This is a genomic window from Trichococcus flocculiformis, assembly GCF_900113645.1.
Taxonomy (GTDB): Bacteria; Bacillota; Bacilli; order Lactobacillales; family Aerococcaceae; genus Trichococcus; species Trichococcus flocculiformis.
In genome coordinates this window covers 1-15,536 of sequence record NZ_FOQC01000057.1, presented here as the reverse complement: position 1 = coordinate 15,536, position 15,536 = coordinate 1, and the positions used below count along the sequence as shown (strand labels likewise).

The following is a 15,536-nucleotide window of genomic DNA, read 5'->3' as shown; positions in this document are numbered from 1 at the left end:
AATCGCAAATTCTGGTGCACAGGATATTATGTCGATACAGTCGGGAGAAACAAGAAGGCAATTCAAGAATATATACGCAACCAAATTCAAGATGATATAGTCGCAGAACAATTAAGCCTATTAGAGTACACGGATCCATTTACGGGCGAAGAAGTTCGTAAGAGTAAAAGGAAAAAATAAGAGCCAGACCTTTAGGTCTAGCCCGTGGTAGTAGTACAATTGGCGAACCATTCAGAGCCCCTTTAGGGGTTGGTTAGTAACAAAGGCTTTCAGCCGTAGAGCAAACCACCCGTTCACACGGGTGGTTTTGATTTCGGTCTGCTCCGAGTTGATTTAGCCCGCCAAATCATTTTTGGCGGGGAATTCTGAGCCGCACACGACGTAGTTTCCGCGCAAAACAGACTTTGGTGGGGAAACTCCGCCCGGTCCGAGATCCGAAGATCCGGTATCCGCACATCCGCCACCAATCTTCGGAAACTGCTTGCTTGTTTCCGGTTTACACATTAAGATGGAACCACAACAACCGTAAAGGAGCGGATAGAATGGACTTCGTTTTTGAAATCTTTAAACATAAAATCCAGAACAACGAAAAACTGACGCCGAAGATGCAGGCCATTTTGAGCGCCAGTCTGGAGTTGTTCGCGGAAAAAGGCTATTCGAACACATCGACAAAGGACATCGCCCGCTTGGCGGATGTGGCGGAAGGCACCATCTTCAAGCATTTCGGTTCGAAGGAGAATCTGCTGTATGCCAGCATTTTGCCGATCCTCAGCAAGTCGCTCGAAGTGTTGATTCCAGCGGAGCTACAGAAAAACAAAGAGAATATGGCTGACTTATCCTTCCATCATTTTCTCCACCATGTCCTGCCTGACAGGATCGATTTCGCCGGCAACAACATGAAGATCTGGAAAATCTTTCTGACGGAATATCTGTACCAGGAAAGCATGCGCGACAATCTGCTGACGCTGATTCCGGGAGCTCTGTTCCAGGAAATAAACCAACTTCTGGATCTGTTCAAACAAAAGCAAGAGATCGTCGACTGGCCGAATGAAGAAATCATCCGCCTGATCATCAGCACGGTTGCCGGCTTTGTTGTCGCGAAATCGATGGGGCTCTCCAGCAACGCCGATGCGAATGTCGAAACCGATCACCTGATTCTTTTTCTCGAAAAAGGCCTCCAGCCATAATCAGTCCTTGACAGTCTGCTCTGTTGAGGACTATACTGTACCCACAATATAAAAAGTGAGTGATTAATCACTTTTTTAAGAGGAGGAACAGTTAAATGGCATTTTTGGAAGTAAACAACTTAAACAAATATTATCCCATCACCGACAGCGAACGTTTCCACGCATTGAAGGACGTCCAGTTGTCTTTCGAAAAAGGTGAATTGGTTTCGATCATCGGTGAATCCGGCAGCGGCAAGTCGACGCTGATGAACCTGTTGGGCGGCTTGGATTCGCAATTCGACGGTGAAATACTGGTGGACGGCGAGAATATCGGCCAATTCAAGGAAAAGGAAATGGTCGCTTTCCACAAAGAGAAAATCGGCTTCATTTTCCAAAGTTTCAATCTCGTCCCTCACCTTTCCATTTTGGACAACGTCACCTTGGCGATGACGCTTTCGAACATCGACAGCAAAACCCGAAAAGCCCGCGCCAAAGAAGTGTTGGAGCAATTGGGTCTGAAGGACCATTACCAAAAGAAACCGAACCAATTGTCCGGTGGGCAAAAGCAACGGGTGGCGATCGCGCGAGCACTGGTCAACGATCCGGACATCATCATTGCCGACGAACCTACCGGGGCGCTCGATTCCCAGACATCCGATCAGGTGCTGGACATCATTCAGGACATCGCGAAAACCGGCAAGCTGGTCATCATGGTCACCCACTCGGAGCGCGTCGCTTCCCGTTCCACCCGCATCGTGACGATCGATGACGGCAAAATCATCAATGACGAAAAACGCCCCCCGCTGCAGTTCCACGACAATGCCTTCCAAATAAAGGAAAAGCAGGAAAACAAAAACCTGAGTTTCTTCGCGGCCATCCGCATGGCCTTGCTGAACATGAAAGAAAAATTGAGCCGCAACATCCTGATCTCGTTGGGCGGAAGCATCGGCATCATGAGCATCATCCTGATGCTGGCGCTCGGCAAAGGCGTCAACGATTACCTGACCGACACGATGAACGAAAACGTCAATCCGATCATCAGTGAAGCGCGGATGACCGAGGAGACACAGTCCGATACCGCTGCAGCTGCGAGCGTAGAAACTGTCCCAGCAACAGCCCCGGCGCAGCCAAGCGGCATGGGTGGTGGAGGTGGCGGTATCGGCGGCACGCTGCTCGCCGATAATCCGGCCGCCCAGATGTCGAAGAACATCCCGTTTGAAGAGGCGAACATTGCCGAGCTGGAAGCCATTCCGCATGTCGAAAAGTTGGAATTATCCTACGCTTCCTTCTCGATGGGCAGCGATACGGTCGTTTATGAAGGCGAAAATTATGCTTTCATGAATTTCGGCACGACTTCGGAAAACATGACCGACTCCAACATCTTGTACGGCGAATTTCCGGATCAGGGTGAAGTCCTGATCACCGAGGAAATGGCAGATGGGATGGCCGGAAACGCTGAAGACATGATCGGCGAAGATGTCGAGGTCAAACTGTCCGTCAACGGCCATGCTTTGACTGGCACCTACACGGTCAGCGGCATCTACACAGCCGGAAACGCGATCGGCCCTGCCGGCTCTTTCGACTCGGTCTTCATGACGATGGACACTTTTGCGGACATGAACGCTGCAAACGGCTTGACCGTGGAACCGAATGTCGTGTATCTTTACGCGGATGAAGCAGGCAATTCCCAGGACATCAAAGATGCGATCAACGGACTGGGTTATGCCGGCTCCTCAACCGACACGCTGGCAAAAACCTTCACGAAAATGCTGGATATCTTCACGTATATCCTAGCCGGTGTGGCCGGCATTTCCTTGTTCGTATCGGCCATCATGATCCTGACCGTCCTGTACATCAGCGTTGTTGAGCGGACACAGGAAATCGGCGTCATCAAAGCGATCGGCGGGCGCAACAAAGATATCCGCCGCATCTTCGTCTCTGAATCCTTCCTGATCGGCCTGTTCAGCGGCCTGCTCGGTGTCGCCATCGCCGCCCTGCTTTCCACAGTCGGGAACGTAATCGTCGAGCGCATCTTCGGGACAACCATCCTGCACATGACTCCGATCTACGCATTGTTGGGCATCCTGGCCAGCGTCATCATCAGCGTCATTGCCGGTGTCTTCCCTGCCAACAAAGCCGCCAAGCTCGATCCGATCGAAGCTTTGCGTCATGACTAAGTTTTTAAATAGCTAAAACCAGCCATCCAACCTCGTTTTGAGGTTGGATGGCTGGTTTTTTTGGGTAAAGGCAAAAAGATTTAGAATGTTTCGAACCTCGGGGCGGGGAACTTTGAACTGCGCGCAAGCGGACGCTTTCGCTTTTTTCTTTTGGAATGCGAACCCAAGAATTGGATTCCATAATCATTTTTGGTTTCCAAACCTTTATCCAAAGACTCTGAAATTATCACATCAACGAAAAAAGGTATGTACTGCGTATATTCCTTTTGACATTTCATTTTAAAGTCTATTCAACAAGAGATAGCATCCCATTTGACACACACGTACTAAGCACGTATAGTGCTATTAAAGAGGAGTTCAATAAATTGAGAACCCGTGACTTAATTAAACTTTTCGAACAAAATGGATGGTGGTTTCTGAACCATGGGGGCAATCATGATATTTACATCAACGGAAATTTAAAAGAACAGATTGTTCGACACAAGGAAACAAATGAACACTTGGCAAAAGCTCTTATCAGAAAGTACGACCTTAAATGAAACCTACATTTTACATTTATTATGAATCAACAGGGGGACTCATTATGATTGAAGACAAAGTATACATCTATCCGATCTACATCACCGTCGACTTGGCCGAGGAATATCCTTATTTTGTCGAGATACCGGATGTGAATGGCTACACACAAGGGAAAGATTTGGCGGAGGCCATCACGATGGCGAGGGATTATATCGGTTTTGCCGTCATCGATAAAATGGAGCAAAACGAGCCTCTCCCCTTGCCAGATCAAATCACCTATCAACAAAAAAGTTCTCAAATCAAAACGCTTGTGGATATCAATTTCAAAAAATATAAAGCACAGCGCGACAACAAAGTGGTCAAAAAAACGCTGACGATCCCAAATTATCTGAATGAACTTGGCATCGAAAAAGGCATCAACTTTTCGTTGACACTAACGGAAGCATTGAAGGAAAAGTTAGGCGTCTGATCTAGCGGTATTATTAGAAAATTAATAGTATAATCATTAGAAAGCACGTTACTTTTCCACTTGAAATGGGGTTTTATTTATGGACTATCCAGAAGGCAAATTACCGCCCAGTTATGATGTGGCCGAGAACGAGTTACCGTATCAGATTAAATTGGCTCTGTGGCAGACTGCTTTCGGCTTGCAAAAAGTGGATGGCCTCAGCCCATCCGAGTACATGGTCGAGCTGGCCTATGAACATATAGAAGGAAAAAAAGGATATGACACCATTTATCGCGAAATTTCGGATTATCACCGGGAAGCACATGTGGATGCAAACACGGTCGAGGCGGATATCGTTTCGCTCCGGATTGCAGAATTGTTGGCCGAAGATCACTTCCTGCTCTCCCCCTCCACGCTGTTGGGCATCCACAGGCATTTATTCACGGGGGTTTTCTCGGAAGAAATTCCTGTGGGAAAGTTCCGGACGGTGAACATCACCAAGAAAGAGCCTGTGCTCGATGGGGAGACTGTCCAATACAGTTCGCATTTCATGATCCAAGATACCTTGGCGTACGATTTTGAAAGAGAACAGAATTTCTCGTACAGTGGCCTGACCAACGAGCAAAAAGTGCTGCATGCGATGGCATTTTTGGCGGACATTTGGCAAGTCCATCCTTTCAGGGAAGGAAATACCCGCACAGTCGCCGTTTTCGGAATCCAATATCTGAGAAAATTAGGGTTTCACATCGACAATTCACTCTTCAGCGAGCATGCCGCCTACTTTAGAAACGCCCTCGTGCTCTACCATTATCATGGCGAGAAACAGGATAAACAGTTCTTGAAAATGTTTTTCGAAAATCTGCTGTTGGGCAAAAAGAACGTGCTGTCAGATGAAGAAATGTACACGAAAAAATAGGACAAAATGTTCAAAAGAACTAAAAAAACAAAGACGAACAGCACGCGGATGCTGTTGGCCTTCGCTTTTTTTCGTGAAGTAAACGAATTCCCTGTGGTTATCCGGTTTCCGAGTCTCACCATTGCGCTTTGAACATTTGGATCGAATGTTCGAAGGTTGTCCGATAACGTCTATGAATCAGACAACCGCTGCACGTTCGGTTCGATGGTTGTCCGATAACACCGATGAATCGGACAGCCTCTGCGCGTTCGGTTCAAAGGTTGTCCGATAACGTCGATTAATCGGACAACCGTTGCACGTTCGGTTCGTAGCTTATCCGATAACGCCGAAGAATCGGACAACCCAGGCTACTTTTACCAAAAAAGCAAGAGCTGCTACCTCATTCCGAGGCAGCAGCTCCTGCTAGTGTTCAATATTCTGTTTATTTGGCTACGCCGGCAGTCCATTCTGCGACTAGATCCGGATTAGCTTCCACGAAGGCTTCGGCAGCGTCTTCAGCTGATTCGCCTTCATAGATTTGGAGCATCAAAGCTTCGACATCTTCGATAGTCCAGTGGAATTGATCCAATACTTGGTAAGCTTCAGGCATGTCTGTTTCGAGTCCTTCACGAACCATCGTGTGGACCGTCTCTTCGCCGCCGAAAGTTCCGTTGGGATCATCCAGGTATTTCAGGTCATAAGCCGAGAATTTCCAGTGCGGGTTCCAAGCTGTGATGATGATCTCTTCTTCATTTTCGATTGCTTGTCCGAGTGTGACGGTCATCGCGCCGGATGAGGACGTTTCGATTGACCAATCGCTCAAGTTCGGATACCCAGTCAACGCGTTTTCAGCGGCTGCTACGATACCTGCACCAGGCTCGATGCCGGTGATGGATTTGCCGGCTTGGTCGGTCAGATCTGCGATCGAGTCGACATCCATATAGGCAGGAACGGCCAAACCGATTTTCGCGCCTTCAAGGTTTCCGCCCAGGTCGACCATCTTGTCACCGTATTCTTCCATTTGCGCACCGTGCGTTCCTGGCAGCCAAGCGCTCAGCATGGCATCCGCTTCGCCAGTGGAGACGGCTTCCCACATGATGGCGTTGTCCAATGGGGTCAAGGTCACATCGTAACCGAGGTCTTCCAATACTTGGGCAACAACATGGTTTGTGGCCACTGCGTCATCCCATTCGACGTAGGCCAGTTCGATTTCCTGGCCTTTGCCGACTGTATCTTCCATGGATTCTGTATCTTCTGTTGCACCGCAGCCAGCGGCGATCAGCGAGACACCTAAGCCCAATCCGGCAGTAAGTCCAAGGCGTTTCCAGTTACGTTTTGTTGTTTTAGTCATATGTATGTTTCTCTCCTTTTTGTTTGGCAATCAGGAATCGTTGCGTCATTAAACAGTGTTATGAGGCGCTCTTTTTGCTGAATTTCTGGGTCAGACGGTCGATGATGATGGCAAGTACAACCAAAGCCAATCCGGATACGAAGCCGGAACCGATTTTGGCGCGTTGCAAGGCGGAAAGGACATTACGGCCCAAGCCAGGGGCACCGATCATCGAAGCGATCACGACCATCGACAAGGACAGCATAACGGTTTGGTTGATGCCGGCCATGATCGTGGCTTTCGCCAATGGTAATTCGACTTTGAACAACCTTTGCGCACCGGTGCTACCGAATGATTCGGCTGCTTCAACCAGTTCGGTGGAAACTTGTCTGATCCCCAGATTCGTGAAGCGGACGGTCGGCGGGATCGCGAAAATAAGTGACGCGAGTACCCCGGGAACCATCCCGATTCCAAAGAAGGCTACTGCCGGAATCAGATAAACGAAGGCCGGCATCGTCTGCATGAAATCCAGGACCGGATTGATGATGTTGTTCGCGATTTTGCTTTTCGCCATCAGGATACCGAAAGGCACGCCGATCAGAACGGACAGCAAACTCGAGAACAAGACCAGCGTCAAGGTGAACATCAAGTCTTCCCATAGCCCTTGATTGTGGATAAACCAGAGACCGACGACAGAAAAAATGGCCAGGCCGAATTTTTTGCCTGAAGCAAAGAATGCCAGCAGCGCCACTAATGCAATCAGGATGACTGCCGGAATGGCCGTCAGCGTTGATGTCATCAGATCAATCAACGTCTGCGAAGACGCTTTGATCGGATCGAAAAGGAAACTGAACGTGTCAGCGGTCTTGTCCGTGACATATTCCGCAAAATCGGCAACCGGCAATTCAGGAATGAAATTTAACAGATTATCCATTTACGGACACCTCACTTTCTCCTGCCAAAGCGGCTATGACGGCGCCTCTGACAAGAACACCCACCAATCTGTCGTTTTCGATGACAGCAACCGGCGAGCTTGAATCATGGATGATCGGGAAAATATCGCTCAAGGTAGTATCTTTGGAGACTGTCGGGATATCTTCTCTGAGGATGCCATCCACTTTCGTAGCATTGGCTTTCAACGCTTTCGTAGCGTCCTCGGCAGTGATGTACCCTTTCAGTCTGCGGTGATTGTCCACCACCAGGATCGTCGAAATCCCTTCTTGGCGCAATAATTCCAACGCGAAGAGCGGCCCGTGTTTTTCGATATTCATGACGATCGGACGCTTCATGATGTGTTCGGCAGTCAGCACTTTCGAACGGTCGACGTCCTCCACGAATTTTTCGACATAGCGCGTTGCCGGATTGGTCAAAATTTCCTCAGGCGTACCGATTTGGACCAATTCCCCGTCCTTCAGCAGCGCGATTCGGTCCCCGATACGCAAAGCTTCGTTCAGATCATGGGTGATGAATATGATGGTCTTGCTGACATTTGCCTGCAGATCCAGCAGTTCATCCTGCATCTCACGACGGATCAATGGATCCAAAGCCGAGAAGGCCTCGTCCATCAATAGAATTTCCGGGTCATTCGCCAAGGCACGGGCCAACCCGACCCGTTGCTGCATCCCACCTGATAATTGGTGCGGATACTGATCGCTGTAATCGCCCAGGCCTGAATTTTCCAAAGCCTGTTGCGCTCTTTCCTTGCGCTCGGCTTTTGCTACGCCCTGCACTTCGAGTCCGTACTCGGTGTTCTCCAAAATCGTGCGGTGCGGGAATAAGCCGAAGTTCTGGAAAACCATACTCATTTTTTCCCGACGGACTTGGCGCAAGGCTTTCTTGTCCATGACCGATAAGTTCTCCCCGTCGATGAGGATGTTCCCCTTCGTTGGTTCGATCAGACGGTTGAACATCCGTACCAGCGTGGACTTTCCGCTTCCGGAAAGCCCCATGATGACGAAGGTTTCCCCTTCTTCTATGGAAAGACTGACGTTGTTGACCCCTACTGTCGCCCCAGTGGCACGCAGGATGTCCTGTTTGCTCTTCTTTTGTTCAAGCAGTTCCAGAGCCTTATCTGCTTTTTTTCCAAAAATTTTCGTTACGTTCTCTATTTTTATTTTCGGCAAGTGCATTGCTCCTCTCAAATTTTTGATGCTATATGCGTGGATTCTCTTCGTAATGGGAATGTGATCCCGGATCCGCCTATGGGTCTCTGCAATGTACAAATATAGTGTTACATTTTCATTTATTACAAAAACATAAATTGAAGATAATTTTGTTACATCACAAAGCTATATCCACTATTATCCAGTTATGGCGCGGATATGCAAATCAAAAATGAATTATTTGTGAATTTTCCGCGAAAAAGTATACGGTTACACGCGCTTTCCAAAGGTAACCGTGAAGAATCTGAATTTTTTTAAAACAGTTGTTTGCAGAATCATTATGTTGATATATGGACCACACAACATTCTGACACCGTTGATGATTTTGCTGTGCTTAAAGCTCAAATTGTCGAATGTGTTCCCGGCATTCGACAACTCGTCAGAAGATAATGTCAAAATTGTTGAATGTCATCACCTATTCGACTATTTCGCTGTTACTAGGGTGCAGATTGTCGAATATCGGTGGTTCATTCGACAAATCTCGAAAATACAGGAACTCGTGCCTCCCATTCAGTTGGCCGTAGTTCCGAAGAGCGTGCCGAACGCAATCAAAACCACCCGTGTGAACGGGTGGTTTGCTCTACGGCTGAAAGCCTTTGTTACTAACCAACCCCTAAAGGGGCTCTGAATGGTTCGCCAATTGTACTACTATCACCGGCTAGACCTAAAAGGTCTGGCTCTTATTTTTTCTTTTTACTCTTACGAACTTCTTCTCCTGTAAATGGATCCGTGTACTCTAATAGGCTTAATTGTTCTGCCACTATATCATCTTGAATTTGGTTGCGTATATATTCTTCAATTACCTTCTTGTTTCTCCCAACCGTATCAACATAATATCCTGTACACCAAAATTTGCGATTTCCATATCGGTATTTTAGGTTGGAGTGTCTATCAAATATCATGAGGCTACTTTTACCTTTGAGATAGCCGACAAACGATGAAACGCTTATCTTGGGCGGTATGCTTACCAACATGTGGATGTGATCCACACAGGCGGTCGCTTCGATTATTTCTACACCTTTTCTTTCGCATAACTGCCGAAGTATGACTCCTATGTCTTGTTTGATCTTTCCGTAAATTGCTTGCCTCCGGTATTTGGGCGCGAAAACTATGTGATACTTACAATTCCAAGTAGTATGTGCTAAACTATTTTTGTCTTGAGACATATAAAGAATCCTCCTAAGTCATGAATATTGGTTGGCGAACCAAATATATTCTAGCACTTAGCGAGGATTTTTTAATACATCGCTGGAAGCTCTCCGGAACCATGGGCCTAGCCCATGGTTTTCATTTCCACAAAAAAACGCGCCACCCTTCCAGCTCTTCACAAAGAGCTAAGGGTGGTGCGTTCAACTACCATTTGCCGCTTCTTCAGGCCAATTCCCAAATTTCGAGGCTGTAATCGATTGTGCTGCCTGCCGCGAGCGACAGACCGGTTTCTCCCGCTTGCGGGAACACGCGGGAAGTGAAGGTGCCTTCACCGTCGTTGACGAAGATTTCGATTGAGCTGGTGTCGACGAAAATCTGCAGTTTCACTGCATCCATCTGTTCGACCGTCAGCGTGCGAGTCGTGCCGAAGTCTTCTGCGAACGGGATGCCGCAGCGGCTGCGGTCGATCGTAATTTTCTTGACGGATGGATCCAAGGTGATGCGGAAACGTTTATCATTGGCCGCATCTTCGCAGAGTTCCAATGTCACAGGCGCGTGGTCAGCTGACGTCGGGAATGCTACATCCAGCTGGAGTTCGTAGCAGTTGCCACCGTTGCGCTCGATCGTCTTTTCGCTAGACAACAAACCGGCATCATAAACAGTTTTCTCCTTGCGCAAAGCAACCAATTCGCGAACCGGTTTCTGGATCAGCTTGCCGTCCTTGATGGCCAACTCGCGCGGCAGCGTCAGGCAGTGCGCCCAGTCTTCGCTGTCGGTCGGATACGCCACATCCGGCAAGCCCATCCAAGCCGTCAGGATGCGGCGGCCATCCGGGCTTTCGGCGGTCTGGGTGGCGTAGAAATCGAAGCCGGCATCCAGTTCCTGGAAACCATTATGCTCCAATTTCAGCTCATCCATCCGGAAATCGTCAGCGATGACGTAACCGGTCTGGAAAATATTGTGGTAGCGATCGCCTTCCGGCTCGATTCCTTGCGGTGAAAACAGCAGCACTGTTTTTCCGTCGATTTCGAACAGATCCGGGCATTCCCACATGAAGCCGAAGTCCGGCAAGCCGGCATCGATTTCACCCATCAATTCCCATTCCAAGGCATCCTTGGAACGGTACAGCAGGATTGTGCCGGTTTCGTCGGTGCGTTGGGCACCAATGACGGCATAGTAGAGGCCGTGCTGCTTCCACACTTTGGGATCGCGGACATGGTCGGTGTAGCCATCCGGTTTGCCGGCGATAGCAGGCGGCAGGAACTTCGTGAAGCTGCCGTCCGCTTCCATGCGGGCGACGATTTGGTTCGGCACCCTTTCCCATTCTTCCGTGCGGACATTGCCGGTGTACATGATGTGCAGCTGACCGTCTTTGACGAAGCCACTGCCGGAATAGACGCCATGGCTGTCGTATTCCGTGTCAGGCAACAGCGCTACGCCCTCTTCGTTCCAATTTACGAGATCCGTCGAAGTCAGATAGAACCAGTGCTTCAGGCCGTGGACCGCGCCCATCGGAAACCATTGATAGAAGAGATGCCATTTGCCGTCGAAATAGGTGAAGCCGTTCGGATCGTTCAACAGGCCGGTATTCGGTTGGATGTGGTAGTGCTGGCGGAAGGGCGACTGCGCCACCCTTTTCGCCAATTCTTCCATATAATCGTCGGAATAATCCGAGAGTTTTTTATAGCGCTCCTCGCGTGTCCATTCTTTCATCGTGTTATTCCTTTCTGTATCAAATTAGTCGTATGTCTAGCAGTCTAAGTCTGCCTCTCGGAAATTAGACCGATTAGGTCACAGTGTTTCCTTATTCAGAGTTGAATGAGCCTGTTCCGCATTTCTTTTTTTCGCTTCGTCTTTTGTCCAGTCGCGTTTGCTGAAGACGTAGGTCATGGATACTGTCGTGAGTGTCGCGATCAGCATGCCCAAGACGTAGACCCACAAGTCTTCTTGTTTGATCGAGATGACGCCCGGCAGGCCGGCTGCACCCATTGCGATTGCTTTGACTTTGAAGAAGGAAATGAACGCGCTGCTGACGCCGGAACCGATCATTGCTGCATAGAACGGGTAGCGGTATTTCAGGTTGATACCGAACATCGCAGGCTCAGTGATCCCCAAGTAAGCGGAGATGGCAGAAGCGGAAGCCAAGCTTTTTGCTTTTTGTTCCTTGATAATGAAGAACATCGCCAATGCAGCAGCTCCTTGAGCAACGTTTGACATAGCGGCGATCGGAAAGATGAACGTACCGCCTGTTTTGGCGATATCAGCCAACAATTGCGTTTCAACAGCGATGAAGCTATGGTGCATACCAGTAACGACCAGTGGAGCATAGAAGAAACCGATGATGGCTCCGCCGATGGCACCTGTCGTGTCATACAACCATACTAGGCTGTTTGTCATCACGTCGCCGAGTGTGCGCGTCAGAGGTCCCACCAAAGTGAAAGTCAGGAAACCTGTAATGATGATAGCAAAAAGGGGTGTAATCAGGTTATCCAATGAGGTGTGCACACGTTTGTGCAGGAATGTTTCGATTTTCGCCAGGATGAATGCCGCAAACAGGATCGGCAGGACAGTTCCTTGGTAACCGACTTTAGCGATTTCGAAGCCGAAGATATTCCAGAAAGGCACTTCGCCTGCAGCCAAAACTGCCGGATAGTTGTAGGCATTGACAAGATCCGGGTGGACCATCAACATCCCCAAAACAGCTCCCAAGTATGGGTTACCGCCGAATTTCTGCGTTGCGCTGAAACCGATCAGGACTGGAAGGAAGACATATGCCGCGTTGGAGAATGTATTGATCATCGCTGCAAAACCTTCGATGGCCGGATAAGCTTCAATCAGCGATTTTCCGGTAACAAACAAATCCTGTGCCGTGAATACGTTGTTCAATCCCATCATCAAACCGCAAGCTACGATGGCCGGTATGATCGGTACGAAGATATCCGAAAGCAACTTGACGCCTTGTTGGATCGGATTCAATTTTTGCGTGCCGGCTGTTTTGACTTCCTCTTTGCTCATGGCATCGATGCCGGCCATCTTGATGAACTCTTTGTAGACTTCATTTACAGTTCCGGAACCCAGGATGATCTGGTATTGACCAGCCGTTGAGAAAGTTCCTTTGACTTCATCGCGTGCGTCCAATCCCGCTTGATCGACTTTGCTTTCATCCCTCAAAACCAAGCGCAAACGTGTCGCGCAGTGCGTCGCCGCCTGTACGTTGTCTTTCCCGCCGATGTCCGTCAACAATTCTTCTGCAATCTTTTTGTAATCCATTTTTTCTCCCTCTTTTCTTTTGTCTATTGTGCTTAAGAATAAGTGCAATAATAACAATACTTCGCTTCCATCCGGAACCGGTTCCTTTTCGGTTCAAAACGATAAGGAGCGGGTTTTCAGTGTTGGTGAAACCGGTTCCTATTGGTATAAATAGTAAACCCTTTCAAATATAAAGTCAAGCGTTTTCTAAAAATTTATTTTGTATTTTTTATGGATCGGCTGACGATGGCCTTTCCGCAGAGTTATCACCCGTTCCGGGCGCACGTTAGAAGGGGGTGTCTCAATAGGAGGCAGCCTCTTATTTGCGGTTTGGCGGGGTAGGTCTGCCCATAAACCTAGAAAAGGGAGTGCCTCAGAACCAGAAAATCCTTTTCTGGTTCTGAGGCACTCCCCTCTTTCTTTATTTAATTAATCTAAATTAAGCTGCTCTGAAATTTTATTCGACTGTACTTTCACAGCAATGAACCCTGTCACAAATGCTCCTACAATGACAACTAGGTACTGGATCATAGATGCGAAACTACTGGTGTAAAGCAACAGTCCAGGAATAAAGGTGATTCCCATACCTGTAGCAGATAGGCCAAAGATATACGTAAGCAGACCACCCACAGCTCCTCCCAACATGCCGGAAACCAGTATTCTCAAACTTCTCAGATTCACACCGAAGAGAAGAGGTTCTGTAATTCCAAATAAGGTAGATGTGGAAGAAGAAATAGCGTTAGTTCTCTTTAGTTTAACATTCATTAGTAAAGCTGCACTGATTGCTGCCCCTAATTGTCCAGCCATACTGGCTGTCATAAGTGGATTCAGCACATTTTCACCCGTATCGGCAAGTAACTGAAGCTCAATGATTGATAAAGTGTGATGAAGGCCTGTAATAACCAAGAGTTGTTGAAGTGCGCCAAAAAGGATATATCCAATACCTAAAGGTGCATTGATCAGCATAACGATAAAGTCACTGACTGCAATCTCGAATGTATGAGTGATAGGACCTAAGATAAAGAGCATTAGAAAAATGGTTACTGTTAATGTTACAAACGGCGTTACAATCAGGTCGATGATTTGAGGAACAACTTTTCGTAGCTCTTTCTCAATTCTTGATATTAGATACCCTGCTACGATAGCGGGGATGATAGATCCTTGATAACCTACAATAGGAATATTCAGTCCTAAGAAAGAAACCTTGATTGCTTCAGCGCTTCCACCGGCTACAGCCCAAGCATTAGGCAAATTAGGAGATACCATCATAAGGCCAACTACGATACCGATGATGGGATTTCCACCAAATTTACGAGTGGCACTATAGGCAATAAGTACTGGTAGGAAAGCAAATGCGGTATCTGTCAGCATCTGGAACATGCTCAACATAAATGGACTAAATTCTACACCCAGCTCCACAAGAAGTCCTCTTAAACCCATTAATAGTCCCGTTGTAACCAGTGCAGGAATTAGAGGAATTAGAATATCCGCCAAAGTTCGAACGACTCTCTGAACGGGAGTCATGTTGGAGTAAACGTCTTCTTTAAACGCTGTATCCGCTGATTCATCCATCTTTGTATATTGCTTAAATTCAGAATAGACTTCATTTACCTTTCCAGTTCCGAAAATAAACTGGTGTTGTCCTGTATTAAAAAAGTAACCTTTGCTTCCAGTGACAGCTTCCGCTTTTTCCTTGCTCACCTTGCTGTTATCTCTTAAGATAATTCGAAGTCTTGTAGCACAGTGTTCAAAATTTTTGACATTATCCTGGCCTCCCACAGCGTCAAGAATGTCTTTGATAGTTTGTTCATTTTTCATTAATGATTCCTCCTTTTGATATGTTGTGCCTAAGAATAAGTGCAATACAAGCTATGCTTCACCCCGAAAAGGAACCGGTTCCTTTTCAGGGTGAAAATGAGGAGGATCAAGTTTTACTCTTTAGTGAAACCGGTTCCTCTTGATATAAATAGTAAACCCTTTCAAAGATAAAGTCAAGCGTTTTCTAATAAAATATTTTGTATTTTTTATGGACTTGCTGGCGATGGCCTTTCCCCGGCAAAAGCGTTAAAATGAATACAAAGAAAGACATGACATAAGTAGAGGCTGCTGAAAAAGTCGCTTAGAGAATGTAAAAAGCATCAACAAAAATCATTTCACCATTTCTCGCTTGCTATTTTTCCGCAAAAAAGGGAGCCTTTAGGCCCCTTTTTTCTCTATTTCTCTGATTATTTTTCTCATATTTGCGATAAATACGGTCGATGCACTTTGTATAGTCATACCAAATAAACCGTTACTCATGGATTTTTTTAAACCATAACGGTTCTTTAACTCGCTATTCTTTTGTTCAATTCGGTATCGCATTCTTGATTTCTCACGAAATGCATCACTGTTTTCAAAGTCAAGTTGTTCTTGATGCAAGTTCGACTTGATCGTGAGGGTAT

Annotated in this window: 11 protein-coding genes and 2 pseudogenes; 5 read left to right on the top strand and 8 right to left on the bottom strand. The window is 47.3% G+C overall.

Features of this window, described 5'->3' with window-relative positions; all coding sequences use genetic code 11:
* From BMZ71_RS15170 to BMZ71_RS12830, 5 genes and pseudogenes are all read left to right on the top strand, one after another.
* A pseudogene (locus BMZ71_RS15170) lies at nucleotides 1–180 on the top strand (IS200/IS605 family transposase); the annotation flags it as partial.
* A gap of 362 nt (nucleotides 181–542) precedes the next feature.
* Nucleotides 543–1,187, top strand: a complete 645-nt coding sequence (locus BMZ71_RS12855) for a TetR/AcrR family transcriptional regulator (RefSeq protein WP_086989057.1) — start codon at nucleotides 543–545, stop codon at nucleotides 1,185–1,187.
* Between the two features lie 95 nt (nucleotides 1,188–1,282).
* Nucleotides 1,283–3,343 carry an ABC transporter ATP-binding protein/permease gene (locus BMZ71_RS12850; protein WP_086989056.1) on the top strand — a complete coding sequence of 687 codons (2,061 nt, stop codon included), beginning with the start codon at nucleotides 1,283–1,285 and terminating at the stop codon, nucleotides 3,341–3,343.
* A gap of 583 nt (nucleotides 3,344–3,926) precedes the next feature.
* Complete coding sequence (locus BMZ71_RS12835; protein WP_086989053.1) at nucleotides 3,927–4,331, top strand: type II toxin-antitoxin system HicB family antitoxin; 405 nt, start codon at nucleotides 3,927–3,929, stop codon at nucleotides 4,329–4,331.
* 79 nt (nucleotides 4,332–4,410) lie between these two features.
* Nucleotides 4,411–5,226 carry a Fic family protein gene (locus BMZ71_RS12830; RefSeq protein ID WP_086989052.1) on the top strand — a complete coding sequence of 272 codons (816 nt, stop codon included), beginning with the start codon at nucleotides 4,411–4,413 and terminating at the stop codon, nucleotides 5,224–5,226.
* 421 nt (nucleotides 5,227–5,647) lie between these two features.
* On the opposite strand, the gene BMZ71_RS15555 is transcribed toward BMZ71_RS12830, so the two are convergent.
* From BMZ71_RS15555 to BMZ71_RS15165, 8 genes and pseudogenes are all read right to left on the bottom strand, one after another.
* Nucleotides 5,648–6,556 carry a glycine betaine ABC transporter substrate-binding protein gene (locus BMZ71_RS15555; protein WP_086989051.1) on the bottom strand — a complete coding sequence of 303 codons (909 nt, stop codon included), beginning with the start codon at nucleotides 6,554–6,556 and terminating at the stop codon, nucleotides 5,648–5,650.
* Nucleotides 6,557–6,614: 58 nt separating this feature from the next.
* Nucleotides 6,615–7,469 carry an ABC transporter permease gene (locus BMZ71_RS15550; RefSeq protein ID WP_086989050.1) on the bottom strand — a complete coding sequence of 285 codons (855 nt, stop codon included), beginning with the start codon at nucleotides 7,467–7,469 and terminating at the stop codon, nucleotides 6,615–6,617.
* Complete coding sequence (locus tag BMZ71_RS12815; RefSeq protein ID WP_177187628.1) at nucleotides 7,462–8,664, bottom strand: quaternary amine ABC transporter ATP-binding protein; 1,203 nt, start codon at nucleotides 8,662–8,664, stop codon at nucleotides 7,462–7,464. Before BMZ71_RS12815 ends, BMZ71_RS15550 begins: the two co-directional genes overlap by 8 nt.
* 713 nt (nucleotides 8,665–9,377) lie before the next feature.
* The gene (gene tnpA / locus BMZ71_RS12805) at nucleotides 9,378–9,863 is read right to left on the bottom strand and encodes an IS200/IS605 family transposase (protein ID WP_086989047.1); all 486 of its coding nucleotides are present in this window, start codon (nucleotides 9,861–9,863) and stop codon (nucleotides 9,378–9,380) included.
* A gap of 205 nt (nucleotides 9,864–10,068) precedes the next feature.
* Nucleotides 10,069–11,559 carry a glycoside hydrolase family 32 protein gene (locus tag BMZ71_RS12800; protein ID WP_086989046.1) on the bottom strand — a complete coding sequence of 497 codons (1,491 nt, stop codon included), beginning with the start codon at nucleotides 11,557–11,559 and terminating at the stop codon, nucleotides 10,069–10,071.
* 78 nt (nucleotides 11,560–11,637) lie between these two features.
* Entirely contained in the window at nucleotides 11,638–13,116 is a 1,479-nt protein-coding gene (locus BMZ71_RS12795) for a sucrose-specific PTS transporter subunit IIBC (protein ID WP_086989045.1), read from the bottom strand.
* 408 nt (nucleotides 13,117–13,524) lie between these two features.
* Nucleotides 13,525–14,913 (bottom strand): PTS transporter subunit EIIC, encoded by a 1,389-nt coding sequence (locus tag BMZ71_RS12790; RefSeq protein ID WP_086989044.1) that lies wholly within the window; start codon nucleotides 14,911–14,913, stop codon nucleotides 13,525–13,527.
* 378 nt (nucleotides 14,914–15,291) lie between these two features.
* Nucleotides 15,292–15,536: pseudogene (locus BMZ71_RS15165) on the bottom strand (IS5/IS1182 family transposase); the annotation flags it as partial.